The organism is Polaromonas sp. UBA4122, assembly GCA_002381615.1.
Taxonomy (GTDB): Bacteria; Pseudomonadota; Gammaproteobacteria; order Burkholderiales; family Burkholderiaceae_C; genus Polaromonas.
In genome coordinates, this window is the sequence record DFWY01000140.1 from 31,587 (window position 1) to 52,963 (window position 21,377).

General features: G+C 60.2%; 18 protein-coding genes, 1 other RNA gene and 1 pseudogene. 7 read left to right on the plus strand and 13 right to left on the minus strand.

Going from position 1 to position 21,377, the window contains the following annotated elements:
- The first annotated feature begins 13 nt into the window (after positions 1-13).
- From B3F77_RS16935 to glp, 4 genes are all read left to right on the plus strand, one after another.
- Positions 14-775 carry an SDR family oxidoreductase gene (locus tag B3F77_RS16935; protein WP_293606081.1) on the plus strand — a complete coding sequence of 254 codons (762 nt, stop codon included), beginning with the start codon at positions 14-16 and terminating at the stop codon, positions 773-775.
- A gap of 127 nt (positions 776-902) precedes the next feature.
- A complete protein-coding gene (gene moaA, locus B3F77_RS16940; RefSeq protein ID WP_293606082.1) occupies positions 903-2,036 on the plus strand; it encodes a GTP 3',8-cyclase MoaA in 1,134 nt (377 codons plus the stop codon).
- Between the two features lie 2 nt (positions 2,037-2,038).
- Positions 2,039-2,686, plus strand: a complete 648-nt coding sequence (gene mobA, locus B3F77_RS16945; protein WP_293606083.1) for a molybdenum cofactor guanylyltransferase MobA — start codon at positions 2,039-2,041, stop codon at positions 2,684-2,686.
- Entirely contained in the window at positions 2,683-4,029 is a 1,347-nt protein-coding gene (gene glp, locus B3F77_RS16950; protein WP_293606084.1) for a gephyrin-like molybdotransferase Glp, read from the plus strand. Before mobA ends, glp begins: the two co-directional genes overlap by 4 nt.
- A 69-nt stretch (positions 4,030-4,098) precedes the next feature.
- Here glp and B3F77_RS16955 read toward each other — a convergent pair whose 3' ends face one another.
- From B3F77_RS16955 to B3F77_RS16975, 5 genes and pseudogenes are all read right to left on the minus strand, one after another.
- On the minus strand, positions 4,099-7,272 hold the full coding sequence (locus tag B3F77_RS16955) for an efflux RND transporter permease subunit (protein ID WP_293606085.1): 3,174 nt from the start codon (positions 7,270-7,272) through the stop codon (positions 4,099-4,101).
- Positions 7,273-7,290: 18 nt separating this feature from the next.
- On the minus strand, positions 7,291-8,577 hold the full coding sequence (locus B3F77_RS16960) for an efflux RND transporter periplasmic adaptor subunit (RefSeq protein WP_293606086.1): 1,287 nt from the start codon (positions 8,575-8,577) through the stop codon (positions 7,291-7,293).
- Between the two features lie 349 nt (positions 8,578-8,926).
- Positions 8,927-10,295: pseudogene (locus B3F77_RS16965) on the minus strand (chloride channel protein).
- A 152-nt stretch (positions 10,296-10,447) separates the two neighbouring features.
- A complete protein-coding gene (gene rnhA / locus B3F77_RS16970; protein ID WP_293606087.1) occupies positions 10,448-10,924 on the minus strand; it encodes a ribonuclease HI in 477 nt (158 codons plus the stop codon).
- A 54-nt stretch (positions 10,925-10,978) separates the two neighbouring features.
- The gene (locus B3F77_RS16975) at positions 10,979-11,815 is read right to left on the minus strand and encodes a class I SAM-dependent methyltransferase (protein WP_293606088.1); all 837 of its coding nucleotides are present in this window, start codon (positions 11,813-11,815) and stop codon (positions 10,979-10,981) included.
- A 12-nt stretch (positions 11,816-11,827) separates the two neighbouring features.
- Between B3F77_RS16975 and gloB the strand changes: the two genes are divergently transcribed.
- Both gloB and B3F77_RS16985 read left to right on the plus strand, forming a co-directional pair.
- Complete coding sequence (gloB, locus tag B3F77_RS16980; protein WP_293606089.1) at positions 11,828-12,610, plus strand: hydroxyacylglutathione hydrolase; 783 nt, start codon at positions 11,828-11,830, stop codon at positions 12,608-12,610.
- On the plus strand, positions 12,607-14,133 hold the full coding sequence (locus B3F77_RS16985) for a transglycosylase SLT domain-containing protein (protein WP_414703036.1): 1,527 nt from the start codon (positions 12,607-12,609) through the stop codon (positions 14,131-14,133). Before gloB ends, B3F77_RS16985 begins: the two co-directional genes overlap by 4 nt.
- Before the next feature lie 21 nt (positions 14,134-14,154).
- On the opposite strand, the gene B3F77_RS16990 is transcribed toward B3F77_RS16985, so the two are convergent.
- The 8 genes from B3F77_RS16990 to dnaX all read right to left on the minus strand — a co-directional run bounded on the left by B3F77_RS16990 (position 14,155) and on the right by dnaX (position 20,785).
- Positions 14,155-14,307, minus strand: coding sequence for a DUF3096 domain-containing protein (locus B3F77_RS16990; protein ID WP_081822481.1), 153 nt, complete (start codon positions 14,305-14,307; stop codon positions 14,155-14,157).
- A gap of 167 nt (positions 14,308-14,474) precedes the next feature.
- Positions 14,475-15,314, minus strand: a complete 840-nt coding sequence (locus B3F77_RS16995; RefSeq protein ID WP_293606090.1) for an ABC transporter permease — start codon at positions 15,312-15,314, stop codon at positions 14,475-14,477.
- A 1-nt stretch (position 15,315) separates the two neighbouring features.
- Complete coding sequence (locus B3F77_RS17000) at positions 15,316-16,155, minus strand: ABC transporter ATP-binding protein (protein ID WP_293606091.1); 840 nt, start codon at positions 16,153-16,155, stop codon at positions 15,316-15,318.
- Positions 16,156-16,230: 75 nt separating this feature from the next.
- The gene (locus B3F77_RS17005) at positions 16,231-17,280 is read right to left on the minus strand and encodes an ABC transporter substrate-binding protein (protein ID WP_293606092.1); all 1,050 of its coding nucleotides are present in this window, start codon (positions 17,278-17,280) and stop codon (positions 16,231-16,233) included.
- A 152-nt stretch (positions 17,281-17,432) separates the two neighbouring features.
- Entirely contained in the window at positions 17,433-17,846 is a 414-nt protein-coding gene (locus B3F77_RS17010) for an MAPEG family protein (protein WP_293606093.1), read from the minus strand.
- Between the two features lie 61 nt (positions 17,847-17,907).
- Complete coding sequence (gene recR, locus B3F77_RS17015) at positions 17,908-18,534, minus strand: recombination mediator RecR (RefSeq protein WP_293606094.1); 627 nt, start codon at positions 18,532-18,534, stop codon at positions 17,908-17,910.
- Positions 18,535-18,561: 27 nt separating this feature from the next.
- Positions 18,562-18,894 carry a YbaB/EbfC family nucleoid-associated protein gene (locus B3F77_RS17020; protein WP_293606095.1) on the minus strand — a complete coding sequence of 111 codons (333 nt, stop codon included), beginning with the start codon at positions 18,892-18,894 and terminating at the stop codon, positions 18,562-18,564.
- A 40-nt stretch (positions 18,895-18,934) separates the two neighbouring features.
- On the minus strand, positions 18,935-20,785 hold the full coding sequence (gene dnaX / locus B3F77_RS17025; protein ID WP_293606096.1) for a DNA polymerase III subunit gamma/tau: 1,851 nt from the start codon (positions 20,783-20,785) through the stop codon (positions 18,935-18,937).
- Between the two features lie 184 nt (positions 20,786-20,969).
- On the opposite strand from dnaX, the gene ffs reads away from it, so the two are divergent.
- An RNA gene (gene ffs / locus B3F77_RS17030) (signal recognition particle sRNA small type) lies at positions 20,970-21,066 on the plus strand.
- The last annotated feature ends 311 nt before the right edge of the window (positions 21,067-21,377 follow it).

Here is a 21,377-nt window from a genome sequence, read left to right on the forward strand (position 1 = left end):
AGGAGAAAAACCCATGCGGGTCAAAGACAAATCCATCATCGTCACCGGCTCCGGCGCAGGCATTGGCGAAGGCATCGCCAAACGGCTGGCCGCTGAAGGCGCCAAGGTCATTGTGAATGACATCAACGTGGCGCTGGGCGAAAAAGTGGTGGCCGCCATCGTCAAGGCGGGCGGCACGGCCTCGTTTTTTGCAGCCGATGTCACGAAGTCGAATGAGGTCAAGGCGCTGGTGGATGCCGCCGTGCAGCGCTACGGCAAGCTGGACGTGATGGTCAATAACGCGGGCTGGACGCACCGCAACCAGCCTGCGCTCGATGTAAGCGAAGACGAATTTGACAAATGCTACGCCATCAACGTCAAAAGCATTTACCTTGCCACCATTCATGCGACGCCGGTGTTTCGTGCCCAGGGCGGTGGCAGTTTCATCAACATTGCCTCGACGGCCGGTGTGCGCCCCCGCCCGGGCCTGACCTGGTACAACGGCTCCAAAGGTGCAGTCATCACCACGTCGAAATCGCTGGCGGCTGAGTTGGGGCCTGACAATATCCGCGTGAACTGCATCAACCCGGTGTTCAACCCTGACACGGGCTTGTCGGCTGAGTTTGCCGGCGGCCCGCTGGATGAAGAACGCAAGGCCCGGTTCCGGGCCAGCATTCCGCTGGGGCGTTTTTCCACCGCCCTGGACGTGGCCAACGCCGCCCTTTACCTGGCCAGCGACGAAGCCGATTTCATCAGCGGCGTGTGCATTGAGGTGGATGGCGCCCGCTGCGTTTAGCCCGCTGCCGGTAAGCGCCATTGCAGCCCGAGTGGTCCGGCTATAACGTGTTCCTGTTGGGGATAAGAGCCTGCCCTCAGCGGCAGGCACAGCCAATAGGGTAAATTCTCCGCCAGGGCCTTCCACCATGACAGACAAATCATACAAAGTTATTCCTCTGGCAGATATTCGCTACGCCAGCCGCGTGCCGCCTATCCCTGCCCAACTGTTGGCCCCCACCGGCTTGCTGAGCGATACCCTGGGTCGGCCGCTGCGCGATTTGCGCATCAGCGTGACGGACCGCTGCAACTTCCGCTGCAGCTACTGCATGCCCAAGGAATTTTTTGACAAGGACTACGCTTACCTGCCCCACAACTCGTTGTTGAGCTTTGAGGAAATCACCCGGTTGGCGCACATTTTTGTGGCGCACGGCGTTGAAAAAATCAGGCTGACGGGTGGCGAGCCTTTGCTACGCAAAAACATTGAGGCCTTGATTGAAATGCTGGCCAAGCTGCAAACGCCCGAAGGCAAGCCGCTGGACATCACGCTGACCACCAACGGCTCGCTGCTCGCCAAAAAGGCACAGTCGCTCAAAGATGCCGGACTGCAGCGCGTCACCGTTAGTCTGGATGGACTGGACGACGCCGTTTTTCGCAGCATGAATGATGTGGACTTTCCGGTGGCCGATGTACTCAAGGGCATTGACGTGGCGAGACAAGTCGGCCTGGCACCCATCAAGATCAACATGGTGGTCAAGCGCGGCACCAACGACGCCGAGATTGTGCCCATGGCGCGCCATTTCCGCCATTCCGGCGCGGTACTGCGCTTCATTGAATACATGGATGTGGGCGCCAGCAACGGCTGGCGCATGGACGAGGTGATGCCCTCAAAGCAAGTGCTTGAACGCCTCAACGCCGAGTTTCCCCTCACAGCCATCGACCCGAACTACAGCGGCGAAACAGCCGAGCGCTGGCGCTATGCCGACGGCGCCGGTGAAATCGGCGTGATCAGCAGCGTCACGCAGGCTTTCTGCAGCGACTGCAACCGGGCCCGGCTGTCCACCGAAGGCAAACTGTTTTTGTGCCTGTTTGCCAGCCAGGGCCATGATTTTCGCGCCCTGCTGCGGGGCGACTACTCCGACGAGCAGATCGCGGCGGCGGTTGGCTCCGTTTGGCAGGCCCGCACCGACCGTTATTCGGAACTGCGCGCAGCACTGCCCGCAGATACCAGCCCCGCTGACACGACGCTCAAGCGGGTTGAAATGAGTTACATCGGAGGATGATTTTGAGCACTACAGTTACCCGCGATCCGTTACATGTTGAAGCTATTACCGGCGTGATCCTGGCCGGCGGGCGCGGCTCGCGCATGGGGGGTGTGGACAAGGGCCTGCAAAACTTCAATGGCGTGCCACTGGCTTTGCACACGCTGATGCGGCTGTCGCCCCAGGTGGGCGGCATCATGATCAATGCCAACCGCAATCTGGCCGCTTACGAGTCGTTTGGCGTTCCGGTTTGGCCCGATAGTACTGGCCTGGGCGAGTACGCCGGGCCGCTGGCCGGTTTCCTCACAGGCCTGGAGCGCGTTGAGACGCCTTATATGCTCATGGTGCCCTGCGACACTCCCCTGTTCCCGCAAGACCTGGTGGCGCGCATGGCTGAGGCTTTTGCGCGCGAAGATGCCGACTTTGCCTTGGCGGCTGCGCCAGAGGAAGACGGACAATTAAGGCCACAGCCGGTGTTTTGCCTGATGCGCATCGGCATGCTCGAAAGCCTGGTGCGTTTTACGCAAAGTGGAGGCCGGAAAATTGACGCGTGGACCGCGCAGCACAAAACCGTCATCGTGCCGTTTAACCAGCCCGGCGACGACCCGCGCGGCTTTTTCAATGCCAACACACTGGCTGAGCTGCACCAGCTGGAGTCGCGCCTGCCATGAAAACACTGGACCAGATTGCCGACGAGCTGCAGGGCTACGATCCACAGGCCATGTCCGCCGACGATGTACTGGCCTTTTTGTCGAAGCTGGTCACGCCGGTTCAGGATGTCCTCGAACTGCCCCTGTTTGAAGCGCTGGGCCGCGTACTGGCGGAAGACGTGATATCGCCCTTTGATGTGCCGCCGCATGACAACTCGGCCATGGATGGCTACGCGTTTGACGGCCAGCAGCTATCGGCTGATGCTCCGCTGGAGTTGCAGGTGATGGGCACGGCGCTGGCCGGTAAAGCCTGGCAAGGCAGCGTCAACGCTGGCCAGTGCGTCAAGATCATGACGGGCGCCATCATGCCGCAGGGCCTGGACACGGTGGTGCCGCAGGAGTTCGTCAAGCTGAGTCAGGTCGGTGAGACCAGCCGCATCACCATTCCGCCCGGCTTGCTGCGCACTGGGGACAACCGCCGCCGGCGCGGCGAGGACCTGATGCAAGGCAAACCGGCGCTACAAAAAAGTGAGCCTCTTACGCCCGCTCGTCTTGGTCTGGCAGCCTCTTTGGGCCTTAAAACACTCAAAACATGGCGTCCGCTGCGGGTGGCCTACTTTTCAACCGGCGACGAGATCCTGTCGCTGGGCGAAGCGCCGCGTGAAGGCGCCGTGTACGACAGTAACCGCTACACCGTCTTCGGCATGTTGAGCCGCATGGGCTGCCAGATGATAGACATGGGTGTGGTGCGTGACGACCCGGCCATGCTGGAAGCGGCGTTTACCCATGCGGCAACGCAGGCCGACGCCATCATCACCTCGGGCGGCGTCAGCGTGGGTGAGGCCGACTTCACCAAAGCCATGATGAAAAAACTCGGAGATGTGGCGTTCTGGCGCATTGCGATGCGGCCTGGCCGCCCCATGGCTGTGGGCCGCATATTACCAATCAAATCAGCCTCTAGCCCAGACGGGAAGGGCGCAAGCAGCTATAAACAACATAGCAACCCTGATGGTGCTGTTCTATTTGGCCTGCCCGGCAACCCGGTGGCAGTGATGGTGACTTTTCTGGCTTTTGTGCGCCCTGCCCTGCTGCAGATGATGGGCGCCAGCACTGCACCGGCGCCACAGCTCAAAGCGCGAAGCATGGAGGCGATTCGCAAAAAACCGGGTCGCACCGAATACCAGCGCGGCTGGGTATCAACCGCGCCCGATGGATCTTTGCAGGTAAAAACCACGGGCAGCCAAGGCTCGGGCGTGCTGCGTTCCATGGCTGAAGCCAATGGCTTGATGGTGTTGCACCACACACAAGGCAACGTCGCCATTGGCGATGAGGTCGATGTGATGATGTTCGATAGCGTCATTTAATCCATCCAACACCCCACAGTTTCAACCAACCTGCGGATAGAAAAATCCACAAGCCCACTTCAGGGCTGCTTATTTCGCCACGTATTCCGAAGGCTCGTGGTGTTCTTGGGGATGACCCGGCTGGTCTTTGGCGATGGTCTTGTTGGCGCCCGGTATGGCTTGGCGGGCAAACAGCGTGTACATGGTGGGCACCACAAACACGGTGAGCAAGGTGCCCAGCGACATGCCGCCCACAATGACCCAGCCAATCTGGGTGCGGCTTTCAGCACCCGCACCATGCGCCAAGGCCAGCGGCAACGCGCCCAGCACCATGGCACCGGTTGTCATCATGATCGGGCGCAGGCGCTGGGAAGACGCTTTCACCAGCGCATCAATCATCTCCAGTCCCTGCCCGCGCAACTGGTTGGTGAACTCCACAATCAATATGCCGTGCTTGGTAATCAGGCCCACCAGGGTAATCAACCCGATCTGTGAATATACGTTGAGCGAGCCGCCGCTCCATTTCAGCGCCAGCAACGCCCCGATCATGGACAGTGGCACCGACAGCATGATGACCAGCGGGTCGACAAAGCTTTCGAACTGCGCGGCCAGCACCAGGAAAATGAACAGCAGCGCCAGCACAAACACAATGGCCAGCGCGCCCTGCGAGTTCCTGAACTCGCGTGACGTGCCATTCAGGTCTGTGCTGTAGCCGGACTTGAGCACTTTGGCCGCTGTCTGGTCCATGAACGTGAGCGCTTCACCCAGCGAATAGTCGCCTGTCAGGCTGGCCGTGATGGACACCGAGCGGCGTTGCCCGAAATGGTTCAATTCGCGGGGCGACACGCTTTCACGTACCTTGACCAGTGCCGACAGCGGGATCACGGCGTCGTTGCGGCCCCGCACATAAATGCGGTCGATGTCTTCGGGCGTGGTACGGCCGCTAGCCTCGGTCTGCACGATCACGTCGTACTGCTCGGCGTCACGCTTGTAGCGGGTCACGTTGCTGCCACCGAGCAGGGTCTCTACTGCCTTGGCCACCACTTCAACGCTGACGCCCAAGTCAGCCGCCTTGTCTCGCTCCACCTCAATGCGTAACTCGGGTTTGTTCAGCCGCAAGTCCACATCCGGCGACACAATGCCGGGGTTTTTGGCAATCTCTTCCAGCATCTGACGCACCACGGCGTTAAGGTTTTCGTAGCTGTCCGAGGTCTGGATCACGAAATTGAGCGGCCGCTCGCGAAAGCCCTGGCCCAGCGACGGCGGTGTGATCGGAAAGGCCGTCACGCCTGGCAGTGCGTTGAACTTGGGTTGCAGCTCACGCGCCATTTCCATCGTGGAACGCTTGCGCTCATCCCAATCGACGGTGCGGTACACCACACTGGCTTGCGCCACCGTGGGGTTGCCGACGTTGGCGAAAATGCGGTCGAATTCCTTGTAGGACTCACCCATTTTCTCAAGTGCCTGCGCGTAGCGGTTGGTGTAATCCAGCGTGGCGCCATCGGGGGCATTGACGTTGGCCAGTATCACGCCGCGGTCTTCGATGGGCGAGAGCTCCTGCTTCATGGTGGGAAAGATCAGCGCAATGGCCAGCGCACTTGCCAGCATGACGCCGACGACAATCCAGCGCGCCTGAAGGACAACGCCTTTCACCCGCTGGCCCATACTTGGCTCGCCGGCCAGCGGCTGGTAGCGCGCCGTGACCACCCAGCGCAGCGCAGCGCCATAACGGTCAGATATCGACGTTAACACCCGCTCCATGGTGCGGTCGAAGCGGTTGGGTTTGGGGTTGTGCCGGAGCAGTTGCGTACACATCATGGGCGTCAGGGTCAACGCCACAAAACCCGACACCACCACAGCGCCCGCCAGGGCCAGTGCGAACTCGACAAACAGACGGCCCGTGCGCCCCGGCGTGAAAGCCAGTGGCGCATACACCGCCACCAGCGTGGCCGTCATGGTGACGATGGCAAAGCCAATCTCACGGGCACCCTTGATGCCGGCCGAAAAAGGATCCAGGCCCTCTTCAATGTGGCGGAAGATGTTTTCCAGCATCACGATGGCATCGTCCACCACCAGGCCGATCGCCAGCACCAGCGCCAGCAGCGTGAGCGTGTTGATGCTAAAGCCTGCCAGCGCCATCAGCCCAAAGGTACCGATGAGGCTCACCGGAATGGTGACGATAGGAATGATGGACGCACGCGGCGTGCGCAAAAACACAAAGATCACCAGCGCAACCAGCCCAATCGCTTCGGCGATGGTTTTGTAGACGTTTTTGACCGAGCGGTCGATGAACACCGAATTGTCATTGGCCACATCAATCAGCAGGTCCGGCGGCAGGTCAGCTCTTAGTTTGGGAATGACCTCCCTCACACCTTTGGACAAATCAAGCGGGTTGGCCGTAGCTTGGCGGATCACGCCAACCGCCACGGCAGGGCGGCCGTTCAGCCTGACTGCGGTGCGATCGTCAGCTGCCCCTTCCTGTATCCGGGCCACATCGCGAAGCTTGACAGGAAATCCGTTGGCGCTCTTGATCACAATCTCGCCAAACTGGTCGGGCTTGAGCAGATCGGTCTGCGACGTCACGCTGAATTCACGCTGTTGCGATTCAATCCGGCCGGCCGGCAGCTCCAGGTTGCTACGGCGAATCGCGTCTTCAACATCCTGCGGGGTCAGTCGGTAGGACGCGAGCCTGTCGGTGTCCAGCCAGACGCGCATGGCGTACTTGCGTTCTCCAAAAATACGGACATCGGCCACACCCGTCACGGTTTGCAGGCGGGGCTTGACGATGCGATTCACCAGATCGTTGATCTGCAGCTGTGTCAACGATTCGCTGGAAAACGCAATCTGAATGACGGGGAAGGCATCCGCCTCAACCTTGGCAATCACCGGCTCTTCAATCGCCTGGGGCAGTCGGTTGCGCACGCGTGACGTGCGGTCGCGCACCTCGGCGGCGGCGGAGTCGGCGTCTTTTTCCAGCCGGAAGCGCACGCTGATCTGCGCCTGGTCAGCGCGGCTGATGGAGGTAATCACGTCCACCGCATCAATGCCCGCGATGGAGTCCTCCAGCGGCTTGGTCACCTGCGACTCGATCACCTCGGCAGAAGCTCCCGCGTAACGCACGCTCACGGTGACGACAGGCTCATCGATCTTGGGGTATTCACGGACCGAGAGGCGGTTAAAGCTTACCGCGCCGATCAATACGATGAGTAGCGACAGCACGGTGGCAAAAACCGGACGGCGTATGGAGACTTCAGCGAGTTGCATAAGAGGCTGTTACGTCAATCACTCAGGCTGGATCGCGCGATGCCGGGCTGGCATCTTGGCTGATGACGCTTCGGAGACCACCACGCCACAGGGATTGGAGCCCGACAACCCCGCCGGGGCCGCTGCATCCGACACACCAGCCATGGGCCGGTCCACTGCCGGTCGCGCCGATCGGGTGCTTGCCAGGTCCACCACCGTGACTAGGGTACCGTCACGCTGCACACGCTGCTGACCCGTCGTCACCACGGTATCACCGGGCTCCAGTCCTTCAAGGATTTCCACCTTGCCAGGGCTGCGCAGACCCACTTTGACCTCGACGCGTTGGGTCGTTTTGGTCTGGGCATCAGGTCCGTTCAGCAGCTTGATAACAAATTGCCTGCCGCCTTGCGGAACAATGGCTTCTTCGGGAATCACCCGTGCGTTGTTCCTTATGCCAAAAACGGTATTGACCCGTGCGAACATGCCAGGTCGTAACTTCAGTTGGCGGTTGTCAATACAGGCACGCACACCCACAGAGCGCCCATTCGCGTCAATCAGAGGGTCGATGGCCTGGATCTGCGCCGTGTATGGGTGGCCAGGCAGCGCATCCATGTCCAGCAGGGCCGTCTGGCCGCGCTTGACCTTGGCTTGATAACGCTCCGGCAACCTGAAATCTACAAAAATGGCTTCGATGTCTTCAATATTGACAATGTCGGCACCGTCCTTCAGATAGTCACCCACATTGACCTGACGAATACCGGCAATGCCATCAAACGGTGCGACGATTTTCAGTCGTGCAGCCGTCGCCTTGGCCAGCGACAGCTTGGCTTGGGCCACTTGCAGGTTGGCAGCGCTTTCATCGAGAGAGCGCTGACTGATGAAGTTTTGCGCCACCAGTTCCTGGTTGCGTTTCTGATTGGCCTGGGCAATTAAGAGTTCGGCCTGGCTTTGCTGGACTTGAGCCAGTTGCAACTGGTCGTCAAACTGCACCAGCACCTGCCCTTTCCGTACCTGCTGGCCATCGGTGAAATTGAGCTGAGTAATACGTCCGCTGACCTCAGGACGCAGCACCACACCCCTGCGCGAACGCAGACTGCCCACCGCCTGGGTGTCGTCCGTGAGCCGTGCAAGTTCTACCCGGGCAACCTCCACCGTCGGTGGTCTGCCGTCTGCAGTCCGATTGACGGCCCCCTGCGCTGGCGCAGCCGCCGAGGAGGCCCCGGCAGCGCCGTCATTGGCTTTGGGTTTCTGGTACCACCATGCAGCGCCCGAAGCCGCTGCGATGCCCGCGACGGCAACCACGATGTAAATTGCTTTTGATGCCATGAAAGAGATAGGAACAGCTAACTTGTTATGAAGTGAAACAAACTTCCAATATAGCAGGACCCATGGCGCATGCAGCGTTACCTGTTATCGCTGAGGGGACTCTGCGTCAGCTTTACCACGGCTTTACCAAACGGCTTGGCAGTCTGTCGGCGTTCGGGACACCCTCCCGGAACCGGCGTGGTGAAAGTCGTCTTTAAATTATTGAGACTTTCATCATTCACGACACCGTTCGGGCTGAGCTTGTCGAAGCCTGGTACCAAGGTGCGAACCCTTCAACAGGCTCAGGGCGAACGGGGGAAAAATTGTCACGAATTCGGGAAAGACCAATAAAAGAAGCGGCCGATGCCTATCAGCGCGCCGAGCTTTCGCGCACGGCTTCTGGCGATGCATCCGCTTCGCGCCGGAAACGACGGGCGACGGCGTGGTAGAACGGCCGCGGGCAAAACTGCCGCGACACGAACGACGCGCCCAGCGTCGTTGCCAGCAGCAACAGCGTCAAGTCGTGGCCACGTGTCATTTCCATCACGATCACGCTCGCGGTAATCGGTGCCTGGGTCGCGGCCGCAAGGAAGGCGGCCATAGACAGCAGCGCGACCAGCCGTGCATCGACCACGCCAGGCAGCAGATGTGCGATGTTATCGCCGATGCCGGCACCAATCGCCAGCGAGGGCGTGAATATGCCGCCCGGAATGCCGGCGAAATAGGACGCCAAGGTGGCCCCCAACTTCGCGATGCCGAAACCGAGGCCTGGTCCGGGCAGGCCATTGAGCAGCGCGGCGGCCTGGTCGTAACCGGTGCCGTAAGTCGAACCGCCGACCGCCATGCCAAGCAGCGCGACCAGCAGGCCACAGGCGGCGGCACCAGCGATTGGCCACCGCATCGGCAGCGTGCGCCATCGGGTCGGCAGCAAACCGACGGGGCCGACCAGCAAGGCCTTGGCGAACAGGCCACCGAGCACGCCGTTGACGAGCGCGCACAACACCACGGCAGTCCATGAGGTATGGAGCGCGAGAATCGAATAGGTAATCGGAAAATAGGTGTGGTTACCCAGTATCGCCAGCGACAAAAACCCCGCCGCCAGAACGCCCGACAGCACCAGCCGGTCCCAGCGCATCGCGGTGCCACGGCTCAGCTCCTCGATGGCGAACACGACGCCAGCCAGCGGCGTGTTGAAGGCTGCAGCCAAACCGCCGGCTGCACCGACGGCGATCAGCGCTTCCGGCCGGAAACTCACTGCGAAGCGCCGCCGCCCTTGCCACCATCGTCCCCAAGCCAACATCACCGCCGCGCCCACCTGCACCGACGGCCCCTCGCGGCCAATTGACGCGCCAGCCAGCAGGCCGCCCGCCGTCAGCGCAATTTTCCACAGCGATTGACGCAGCGACACCAGCAGCGTCTGCTGCGGTCCTGTCGGCATCGACATGGCGGCAATCACCTGCGGAATACCACTGCCGCGCGCCTGCGGCGCCACCCGAATGGTCAGCCAGCGCAAGGCCGAGAAACCGGCCAGCACCAGTAGAAATCGCGCTCCACCAGTACGCGTGCATCAGCCGCTGGTTCAAGGCCAGCATGAGTTCGGCAAGCCAGGCGAAGGCCAGCGAGAACAGCGCCACGCAGGCCGCGCCGCCAAGAAACACCGCGAACCGGAGAGAATGCCGCGACAGCTGTGCGGTATGCCGCACCCTGCGCGACAGCGATAGCCGGGCGCGCTTTAGCATTGAGCGGTCGGCTGGGTGGTGGTCATCGGCAGGCAATCGATAAGGGCGAAAAATTTATTGATACAGCGACGACAGGTTTGTCATGCCGCGCTGACGGCAGCGGAAAAATCATGAACGTTTACGGTGCAGGCTTTATTTTTTCCCTGCCCCAGTCAGAGGCGGCCCAACGCCCGTTCCACGCCTTTGTTGGCCAGCGCGTCGGCGCGCTCGTTGCCGGGGTCGCCAGCGTGGCCCTTGACCCAGCGCCAGTTGACGTCGTGGCCACTCGAAAGGATCAGCGCATCCAGCCGCTGCCACAAATCAATATTTTTCACGGGCGCCTTGGCGGCAGTGCGCCAGCCTCGGGCTTTCCAGCCGTGAATCCACTCTGTGATGCCTTTGCGCACGTATTCGCTGTCGAGGTACAGCGTGACGCAGCAGGGCCGCTTGAGCGCCCCCAGAGCTTCGATGACGGCGGTCATTTCCATGCGGTTGTTGGTGGTCCCAAGCTCGCCGCCAAACAGTTCTTTCTCGGTGCCTCCCGTCGTCAGCAGCGCACCCCAGCCGCCGGGTCCGGGGTTGCCTTTGCAGGCGCCATCGGTGTAGATAACCACGTTTTTTTGGGTCGTATCCGTCTTTGAATCGTTCATTCGTTGTTGTGAATTTTAGGAAAATTTCAAGCGAGTGCCTGGTGTTTGAAAAAATCAGAATTGAGGACTGCTGCGAGTTGTCAAGTCTTTATTGGCCACGGCGGCAGGCGCAGCCGCCGTGGCTTTACGCGCCTTCCAGCCGGGCTCCAGCAGGCGGACACCGCGCACGCGCTTAACCGCCACCAGAAAGTAGACGGCTCCGAAAATGGGCCACCAGCGCTCACCGGCTGCATCCATCCACTCAAAGCGATCCAGCCACTTCTGGCTGGTCAGGGCCGGACGGTAGCAACCAAAGCGCCCCGACTCTACATCAAAGTTGAGCAGCCTCAGCCAGTCGCGCAGACGCCAGTAGCCAATTAGCTCACTGGTCTTGGGTAAAAACTGGCCGTTGTATCCCAAGCGCTGATGAAAATGGCCGCGCCGCTGGTGCAGCCCCCACAGGCTGGTCGGGTTGAGCCCACAGATAACCACACGTCCTTCAGGAACCAGCACGCGCTCGACCTCGCGCAAAGTGGCATGGGGATCACGGCTAAGCTCCAGCGTATGCGGCAATACCAACAAATCCAGACTACTCTCGGGAAACGGCAACGCGCCCGGATCTGTGAATAAGGCGGCACGCAGGGAACTTAGTGCACTCGGGGCAGTCGCACCCATGGTCCGTCCCTGCGACGAAACCTGGTCAGGCTCTGGCGGTGCCGACACCAAGGCGAGCCATTTGTGTGGCATGCGGTTGGCTTGCAAGGCATCGAGTTCAGGCAGGCCCACTTGTAAGGCATGGTAGCCAAAAATATCGCTCACAGCTTCGTCAAATTGTGAGCGTTCCCAGTCCAGCAAATAAGCGCCCGGCGGCGTCTTCAGCCAGTCGGTCAAACCTATAATTTCCGAGTTCATCGAGACCCATGCATGTATTTGATTCCCATTCCCGCTTTTGCCGACAACTACCTCTGGTTGCTGCATGACGGCAAGCGCGCCCTGGTAGTGGACCCAGGTGATGCCGAGCCGGTGCTGCGCGCACTGGAGCAGCACGCGTTGCAATTAGAGTCGATTCTAGTCACGCATCACCATGCGGACCACACGGGCGGTGTGGATGTTCTGCGCCAAGCTTGCGGCGCCAAAGTCTATGGCCCAGCCACCGAGCGCATCCCAAAGCCCTTCACACCATTGCACGGGGGGGACACGGTACACGCCTTGGGTCGGGATTTTCAGGTACTGGATGTACCCGGTCACACGGCAGGCCATATCGCCTTTTACACCCCGTGTTGCAAGCTTGAGGGGAACAGCAAGCCGCTGCTGTTTTGTGGCGATAGCCTTTTTTCAGGCGGTTGCGGTCGCCTGTTTGAAGGCACACCGGCGCAAATGCTTGCCTCGCTCGACAAGCTGGCTGCCCTTCCCGGCAACACGGTGGTGTGTTGCACCCATGAATACACCCTGAGCAATCTGCGCTTTGCGCTGGCCGTGGAACCTGGCAACGCCGACTTGGTGGCCTACCAGGCGCGCTGCGTGCGCCTGCGCGAGGAAAACCAGCCGACCTTGCCAACCTCGATAGCCCAGGAACTGCTGGTTAACCCCTTTCTACGGACCCGGCAAGCCACTATCATGGCAGCAGCCCGTCGCTTTGATGCGTCGGCTCATGACGACAATACCGTATTTGCCGCCATCAGGCAGTGGAAAAACCAATTCAAATGACGCCTCACTACCGAATCGCTGCTGCCTCTACCTTTTTCAGCACTCGTCTTGTTTCGCTTGCACTCCTCCTCGTGATGGCGGTGCTGGCGGGCTGCGCCACCCAGCCGGGCATGCCGGGTGATCCCGTGCTCACGACGGGATCGAGCCCCGGCCTCAAGCCGCTGATTCCCAATGGTCCGCTGCAAGCCATCACACCAGGCCAAGCGGGCTCGCACCAGATTGCCTCCACCGAGCCCCCCAAGGAGTTGTGGGATCGCATTCGCCGCGGCTTTGCCATGCCCGACCTGCAAAATGAGCTGGTGACAGAGCGTGAGCAGTGGTATGCGAGTCGGCCAGACTACATGCAGCGCATGACCGAGCGCTCCAGCAAGTATCTTTTCCACATTGTTGAAGAGCTTGAACGCCGCCAGATGCCCACGGAACTGGCCCTGCTGCCCTTCATCGAAAGCGCCTTCAACCCACAGGCGGTTTCCAGCGCCAAGGCCGCTGGCATGTGGCAATTCATGCCGGCTACCGGCAAGTTCTTCGCCCTGAAGCAAAACATGTTTCGCGATGACCGCCGCGACGTTCTGGCTTCCACCCGTGCGGCACTGGACTATCTGCAAAAACTTTACGGCATGTTTGGTGACTGGCACCTGGCATTGGCCGCCTACAACTGGGGCGAAGGCAGCGTGAGCCGCGCCATCGCAAAGAACCAGAAAGCTGGCCTGGGCACCAGTTACAACGACCTCAATATGCCGGCGGAAACCCGGCTTTACGTGCCCAAACTGCAGGCCATGAAAAACATCGTTGCCAACCCGCAGGCTTTCGACACTGAATTGCCGTTAATTGAAAACCACCCTTACTTCCAGCAGGTGCTGATCACGCGCGACATTGATGTGGCCCTGGCCGCGCGGCTGGCTGACGTGAAGATTGAAGATTTCAAGGCGCTCAACCCCTCGGCCCGCCGTCCCGTCATCATCGCCTCAGGCACGCCGCAAATTCTGCTGCCGTGGGACAACGCCCTTATATTTCAGCGAAACTTTGACGCTTACAGCCAGGGCCAATATGCCAGCTGGACCGCCTGGACCACCCCGAGCACCATGAACCCGACTGAAGCGGCGCGGCACACCGGCATGAGCGAAGCCGACCTGCGCGACGTGAACAACATACCGCCACGTATGCTTATCAAGGCCGGCTCTACCCTGTTGGTGCCGCGCTCGGCCAAGATGGGAAACGACGTGACCAGCGCTGTGGCCGACAACGCTCAAGTCTCACTGACGCCTGAAATCGTCACGCGGCGTACGACGGTCAAGGCACGCAAGGGTGAATCGGTGGCCACCATCGCCAGGCGCTTCGGCTTGAGCGCTCCCAGCGTAGCCGCATGGAACAGCGTCGGCACCTCTGCGGCTTTCAAGCTGGGGCATCAGGTGGTGGTGTTCCTTCCGGTCAAGAGCGCCGCGCCTTCTGCAGGTCGCAGCCATATCAAGGCGGTCAAACGCAGCACCAGCCGGGCGATTGTGAAATCGAAGAAACGCCGATAAGCAGCTCGGGCGAAGCTTGATTTACAGCCGAAACGACCCCGTCCCGAACAGGCCAATCAAGCCGATGACGATCAGGTAGATCGCGACGATGTAGTTCAGCAGACGGGGGATGAGCAGGATAAGAATGCCCGCGATCAGAGAGACGATAGGAGTGATACTGTGTGAGAGATTCACGGTGTTTCCTTTGTGTTGGTAGCCGGCTCACCGCGGTCTCAATAAAGTACCGAGGCCATCGCAGAGATCGGACTCTTAACTTTACGCAGCCGCACAAGATACGGCTGTAGGACGACAGGAAGAGTTGTGAAAAAGCTGCCTGACCGAAGATATTTAAGACGTCTGGTTTAAAGCTTTTCAGTCTCGCCGGTACGCGGTTGCCACTTCATGAGGCGCTTTTCCAGCTTGCCAACAATGCCATCGAGCAGCAACGCGAACGCTGTGAGAACCACGATACCCGCGAACACGGTGTTCACGTCAAAGGTGCCTTCAGCCTGCAAAATGAGGTAGCCCACCCCGCGTGCCGAGCCGAGGTATTCGCCCACCACCGCACCGACAAACGCCAGGCCCACCGAGGTGTGCAGGCTGGAGAACACCCAGCTTGTTGCGCTCGGCAGGTAGACGGTGCGCAGCAGTTGCCGCTGGTTGGCGCCCAGCATGCGGGCGTTGGCCAGCACCACCGGGCTGACTTCTTTCACCCCCTGGTACACATTGAAAAAAACGATGAAAAAGACCAGCGTCACGGCCAGAGCCACCTTGCTCCAGATGCCCAAACCAAACCACAGCGCAAAGATCGGCGCCAGAATCACGCGGGGCATGGAGTTGGCGGCCTTGATGTAGGGGTCGAGGATGGCACTCGCCGTGGGGGCCAATGCCAGCCACAGGCCACAACCCAGTCCCAGCACCGTGCCAATCCCGAAGGCCAGCACGGTTTCCAGCAGAGTGGTGCCAAGGTGAAGGTATATGTCGGCATTACCTGGAAGGCCGTCAGGAAAGAGGCGACTCTCGCCAAAACCGAAGGGCATGAACCAGCTCCAGACGCGGCCGGCCACGTTGATCGGTTCGCCCATGAAAAAGGCGATTTGCTGGTCTCGCGACGCAAGGTGCCAGCCTGCCAGCATGAGAACCAACAAAGCAAGTTGCCAGAGACGCAAATTGTTTTCTGAAGGTTTGATCAGTCGCCACATATCAAGCAACCTTCTTTAATTGCTGCGCATAGCCCTTGAGCACTTCGTCGCGCAGCACGTTCCATATCTGCGTGTGCAGCGCCACAAAGCGCGGCTGATTTCGGGCCTCGGCCACATCACGGGGGCGTGGCAAGTCAATAATGAATTCTCCGATGGGGTGCGTCCCCGGGCCAGCCGAGAGCACCACCACGCGGTCACTCATGGCAATCGCTTCGTCCAGATCGTGCGTGATAAACAGCACCGCTTTCTTTTTAGCCGCCCACAAGTCCAGCACTTCATTTTCCATGAGCTGGCGAGTCTGGATATCCAGCGCGCTGAAAGGCTCGTCCATCAGGATGATGTCGGGGTCCAGTGCCAGGACTTGCGCCAGCGCCGTGCGCTTGCGCATGCCGCCCGAGAGCTGGTGCGGGTAACGATCACCGAACTCGCCCAGGCCCACACGCTCCAGCCAGACTTGTCCCTGCGCGCGGGCTTCGCTATCGGGGACGCCGCGGTATTGCAGGCCCATCATGACGTTGTCCAACGCGCTGCGCCAAGGCATCAGCGCGTCACTCTGGAACATGTAGCCTGCGCGCGTGTTGATGCCGCGCAGCGGCTCGCCAAACACCCTCACTTCACCCAACGAAGACTCCAGCAGACCGGCGCCAATATTGAGCAGCGTGGACTTGCCGCAACCCGTGGGGCCGACCACCGATACAAACTCGCCAGCGTTGATGCGTAGCGTGGTGTTGCTGACGGCGGTGTAGCGCTGGCCCGCATCATCCCGCGACCGGAAGGTGCAGGTGATATCGAGCAACTCAAGGGCGTAATCGTTGTGGTTATGGTTGGTGATATCTGGCATGGCGGGAGCTTACAGCAAGCGGCCTGCCCCGCTGAAGGCGGGCAGCAGGTGCGTCTGCAGTCTGTATAAAGCCGCTTAAGCCTTGAACCGATCTTTCGCCCGGCGTGCAAACACGTTGGTATAGGTTTTGGCAAGGTCGATCTTGTCGGCCTTGATGCTCGGGTCAAAACTTGCCAGTGCCTTCAGGGCCGTCCGAGCGCCATCGTCAGGGATGATGCCATCGAGCGCGATGGAATCGCGCACCTTGTTGAAAGAAGCCAGATACAACGCACGGTCACCCAACAAATAGCCCTCAGGCACGGTCTTGATGATGTCTCCAGGCCCCGCGGTCTGCAGCCACTTGAGGCCGTGAACGATGGCATTGGCCAGCGCCTGGCAGGTGTTGGGGTTCTTCTGGATGAAGGCCACAGGCGCATACAGGCAAGCCGCCGGCATGGGGCCGCCAAACACATCGATCGTGCCCTTGAGCGTGCGCGTGTCACTGATGATTTTGACCTCCCCCTTTTGCTCCAGCATGGTCATGACCGGATCGATGTTGCAGATGGCGTCAATCTGGCCCGAGCGCAGCGCGGTGAGTGCGCCCGCAGCGGTTCCTACACCGATAAAGCTCACGTCGCTGGCCTTCAGGCCGCCGCGCGACAACACCAGATTGGCCATCATGTTGGTGGACGAGCCGGGTGCCGATACACCGATCTTCTTGCCCTTGAGGTCGGCAATCGATTTGTAGCCGGCCATGTTTTTGGTGGAAACGCCAAACGCAATCTGCGGCGCCCTGCCCTGCAATACAAAAGCCTGAAACATCTGGTTCTTGGCCTGCAGGTTGATGGTGTGTTCAAAGGCGCCTGAGCAGACATCAGCCGACCCACCGACCACAGCCTGCAAAGCACGCGAGCCACCAGCAAAGTCGCTGATTTCAACGTCCAGGCCTTCCGCCTTGAAGTAGCCCAGCTGCTCGGAAATCGTCAGCGGCAGGTAATAAAAAGCAGCCTTGCCACCCACGGCGAGTGCGATTTTTGTTTTCTCAAGCCTGGACTGCGCACGCAGGGAGGGCAAGGCAAGCGAGGCCGCAGCCAGCGCGGCACCGCTGGCAAAGCGTCGACGGGAAACAAGGGGTTGGCGGTTCATTGCAGAGTCCTCTGTCATTTTGGATAGCATGAGCATAGAGGGGCCAAATAAAACCCGCATTGGGGTCATCCCGTGCGGGTTTTTACTGAAGGATCGGTCGAAGTTACAAACAGTTACATGTCCGCTAACGCCCGCGACACATCGGAAAAGAATCAGCGATAGCCTGAAAAAAGAATGCCCATGTTGACGAACAGCGCAAGCGCCCAGATCGTCGACCGGGCTTTGGCCAGGTCAGCGACATACATCATGATGTAGGCGATGCGCAGCACGACAAACAACAGGGCCAGAATGTCCAGTTGGGTCTGCCCCGCCTGCAGCAGGTGCGCAATGATGACCGCCGCAAAGAAAAACGGCAGCGCCTCAAAAGTGTTGGCCTGGGCTGCATTGGCTCGGGCGCGCCAGTCGGTCTGCCGCGCCAGCCAGGCGCGCGGATTGTTGTTGTCGTAGCCGCCCTCGCGTTTGGGCGTGCTCACCATGCCGGACTTGGCGATCCCGGCGCACACCATGGGTAGCAAGGCGGCGACCAGAACACACCAGTAAGCGATGGTGAAGCGCGCAGACGTCATGATGAAAGTCCTTTGTTTGTATTTTTTCCCAGCGAGGGCGCCTATGCATTCATTGCCGTACTCACCGCCGGTCAACCAGCGCGTGGGCAATCGTTCCCAAATCGACGTATTCGAGTTCACTGCCCACCGGCACGCCGCGCGCCAGGCGCGTCACCTGCACGCCGCGGCTTTTCAGCGCCTGCGCGATCACATGCGCCGTGGCCTCGCCCTCGGCGGTGAAATTGGTCGCCAGAATGACCTCCTGCACCTCGCGCGAGTCCGCTGGCAGCGGCTCACCGCGCTCGTCCCTGGGTACCACCCGGTCAAATAGTTTTTGCAGGCCAATGTCGTTGGGGCCCACGCCGTCCAGCGGGCTGAGCTTGCCCATGAGCACGAAGTACAGGCCCCTGTAGGCCAGCGTACGCTCCAGCGCCGCCTGGTCGGCAGGCGTTTCAACCACGCACAGCTTGCTGCGGTCACGCTGCGGGTTGGCGCAGGTTGCGCAAACTTCCTGCTCGGTCAGGGTGTTGCACAGTGTGCAGTGCCGGATGCTGTTGACCGCATGCTCCATGGCCCGCGCAATCTGCAGTGCGCCGGGCTTGTCGTGCTGCAGCAGATGAAAAGCCATGCGCGCAGCCGACTTGGCACCCACGCCCGGTAACTTGCGCAGCGCCTGGGTCAGGCCTTCAAGCGCATTGGAGTTAGCCACAGTGGTTGAATGCTACGACAGCTTGGCTTAGAAAGGAAACTTCATGCCGCCGGGAAGTGCCGGCATGCCTGAGGTCAGCTTGCCCATTTTTTCCTGGCTGACTTCCTCGGCCTTGCGCACGGCGGCATTGAACGCAGCGGCCACCAGGTCTTCGAGCATGTCTTTGTCATCGGCCAGCAGGCTGGGGTCGATTTCAACGCGTTTGACGTCGTGCTTGCAGGTCATCGTGACCTTTACAAGGCCGGCGCCAGCGTCCGCAGTCACTTCCACAAAAGCCAACTCATCCTGCGCTTTTTTAAGGTTGTCCTGCATCGCCTGCGCCTGTTTCATGAGGCCGGCAAGTTGTCCTTTGTTAAACATGTTTTTTCCTTTAAATTTTGACTCTAAAAACTGGTGTCGATCATATCGACTGGGACACAACAGGCCGGATGCTGCCCGGAATAATCCTGGCGTCCCAGTCGCGAATCATGTCCTGCACCAACGGGTCCTTGTGAATCAACTCTTCGGCGGCGCGTTGTTTTTCAGCCAACGCAGCGGCGTTGCGGCGCGCCGGGGTGTCCATCACAGCGCCCACTTCCACGGCCAGCTGGACGAAAGAGTCTCCCAACAGTTGTTGTAACGCCGCCTGCAACTTCTCGCGGGCGGCGGGTTGGCTCAGGGCTTCGCGCTCGACGCGCAAGGTCCACACGCCACCGTCCTGACTGCGCAGCTCGGACTGCAATGCAAGTTCGCGCGTCAGTGCAGCAACCGCTTCGGCGGCTACCAGCTGGTTCACGGTCTGGCTCCATGCATCGCCGAGCGGAGTAACCGCCAAGGATGCCGTTGGCACAAAGGCTTGCGGTAGCTGCGCGGGGGCCGGTGCGGCAAGCTGCTCAACAGTCGCTTCTGTATTGATAGCAATAGACGCCCTATCCACCTGAGCTAGAGCCTCATGTGACTCATGAATTTTGCCCGAAGCAACTTCCGCTACACGCTCAGCCACCTGCGCTACTGCCTGCGCCGCCACCGGCCTTTGAGGCAGCGCAGGGTCGCAGGCCTTAGCCTCTTCGATGTGGCTCAGGACAGGCAGCTCAGGCTGTGGCTTTTTTCCAGGCTCGGCGGCGCTCCCCGGCGTAGCGGCCTGCGCGGCAAACACCGTAACCCCTGGGGGCTTGAAAGCCAGCAGGCGCAGCATCACCATGGTTAGCGCGGCATATTCGTCGGGTGCCAGGCCCAACTCACCGCGGCCATGCAGGCACAGGCTGTAGAGAAGCTGGGTTTCATCGGCGGGCAAGATGTGGGCCAGCCGTGCCGTTTCAGCGACTTCGGGGTCACTGTCGTCGCCTCCAGCGCCCATATCGGGCACCGCCTGCAGCACCGCCATGCGCTGCAGCACCGTTGCCATTTCTTCCAGCGTGGAAGCAGCGCTCAGGCCATTGAGCCGCAAGACTTCAGAGGTTTCCACCACCGTCCGGCCATCGCCGCGCGCCAGCGCGTCCAGCAAGCGAAACACATAACTGCGATCCACGCTGCCCAGCATGGTGCGCACGCTGCCCTCTTCCAGGCGGCCCGAGCCAAAGGAAATGGCCTGATCGGTCAGCGACAAGGCATCGCGCATGGAGCCGCGCGCGGCACGTGCCAGCAGGCGCAAGGCCTGCGGTTCAGCCGGTACGCATTCTGTGGTTAGCACCTGCGTCAAATGCTCCAGAATGGTCTCGGGTGCCATGGGCCGCAGGTTGAACTGCAGGCAGCGCGACAACACCGTAGCCGGCACTTTTTGCGGATCGGTCGTGGCCAGTACAAATTTGAGGTATTCGGGCGGCTCTTCCAGCGTCTTGAGCATGGCGTTAAACGCCGTGTTCGTGAGCATGTGAACCTCGTCAATCATGAAGACCTTGAAGCGGCCCACCACCGGCTTGTAAACCGCCTGCTCCAGCAACTGCGCAATTTCATCCACGCCGCGGTTGGACGCTGCGTCCAATTCGGTGTAGTCCACAAAGCGGCCGCTGTCGATGTCGGTGCACGCCTCGCAAACACCGCAAGGTTCGGCAGTAATGCCGCCCTGCCCGTCGGTGCCCGTGCAATTGAGCGACTTGGCCAGAATGCGCGATACGGTTGTCTTGCCGACCCCCCTGGTGCCGGTAAAAAGGTAGGCATGGTGCAAGCGCCCGGTGCTGAGCGCATTGCCAAGCGCCTGCACCACATGCGACTGACCCACCATTTCAGAGAAATTTCGGGGGCGGTATTTGCGGGCAAGAACTAGATAGGACATTTAACCATTCTAAATTGGCTGAAGGATATGGCCCCCACGCTTGTCGCTTCGCATACTGCGCTGCCCCCTAAGGGGCTGAACTTGCTTGGGGCGGCCCGGCGCTGCGTTCGGCGGCCCATGCTTTTCACGTCGTGTAATGCGCTAGCCCGGTAAGGTCATTGCCAATGCCCTTACAATCGCAAATGACGGGCCTTCCCGCATGGTGAAGCGGCCAACCGGGTCAGATGGGGAACCAAGCAGCCCTAACTGCGGAGCCAGTGCCGGGGTCAAGGCTCGTCAACTAATACTTTGAAACCCGCATGGATAAAGGGTTTCAAGCCAAAACCGCTGCATTCATCTCTGGTATGTATCAGTTTCATGTGTCACTTTCAGCAAGTAGACATGAATCGGACGATCATGGCAAAACTTCCAGGCCTCTTCCGGCGAGACGGCATTTATCAGATTCGCGTGGTAATTCCACAAAATCTCCAAGCGACTTTTGGGGGGTGAACCAAAATAATTCAATCGCTCAGGACAACAAATCGTCGTGATGCCAGTATTTTGGAGGGCGTTGCACCGGGCAAAGTTACTTAGAACTTATCCGTAAATAAAG

Excerpts from the sequence above, each read along its gene's own strand:
- B3F77_RS17005 (WP_293606092.1), bottom strand. The coding sequence starts at position 17,280 with ATGAACCGCCAACCCCTTGTTTCCCGTCGACGCTTTGCCAGCGGTGCC.
- B3F77_RS16995 (WP_293606090.1), bottom strand. The coding sequence starts at position 15,314 with ATGTGGCGACTGATCAAACCTTCAGAAAACAATTTGCGTCTCTGGCAA.
- gloB (WP_293606089.1), top strand. The coding sequence starts at position 11,828 with ATGTATTTGATTCCCATTCCCGCTTTTGCCGACAACTACCTCTGGTTG.
- rnhA (WP_293606087.1), bottom strand. The coding sequence starts at position 10,924 with ATGAACGATTCAAAGACGGATACGACCCAAAAAAACGTGGTTATCTAC.
- B3F77_RS16935 (WP_293606081.1), top strand. The coding sequence starts at position 14 with ATGCGGGTCAAAGACAAATCCATCATCGTCACCGGCTCCGGCGCAGGC.
- moaA (WP_293606082.1), top strand. The coding sequence starts at position 903 with ATGACAGACAAATCATACAAAGTTATTCCTCTGGCAGATATTCGCTAC.
- B3F77_RS17000 (WP_293606091.1), bottom strand. The coding sequence starts at position 16,155 with ATGCCAGATATCACCAACCATAACCACAACGATTACGCCCTTGAGTTG.
- B3F77_RS17020 (WP_293606095.1), bottom strand. The coding sequence starts at position 18,894 with ATGTTTAACAAAGGACAACTTGCCGGCCTCATGAAACAGGCGCAGGCG.
- B3F77_RS16955 (WP_293606085.1), bottom strand. The coding sequence starts at position 7,272 with ATGCAACTCGCTGAAGTCTCCATACGCCGTCCGGTTTTTGCCACCGTG.
- B3F77_RS17010 (WP_293606093.1), bottom strand. The coding sequence starts at position 17,846 with ATGACGTCTGCGCGCTTCACCATCGCTTACTGGTGTGTTCTGGTCGCC.
- B3F77_RS16985 (WP_414703036.1), top strand. The coding sequence starts at position 12,607 with ATGACGCCTCACTACCGAATCGCTGCTGCCTCTACCTTTTTCAGCACT.
- B3F77_RS16975 (WP_293606088.1), bottom strand. The coding sequence starts at position 11,815 with ATGAACTCGGAAATTATAGGTTTGACCGACTGGCTGAAGACGCCGCCG.
- B3F77_RS16960 (WP_293606086.1), bottom strand. The coding sequence starts at position 8,577 with ATGGCATCAAAAGCAATTTACATCGTGGTTGCCGTCGCGGGCATCGCA.
- dnaX (WP_293606096.1), bottom strand. The coding sequence starts at position 20,785 with ATGTCCTATCTAGTTCTTGCCCGCAAATACCGCCCCCGAAATTTCTCT.
- glp (WP_293606084.1), top strand. The coding sequence starts at position 2,683 with ATGAAAACACTGGACCAGATTGCCGACGAGCTGCAGGGCTACGATCCA.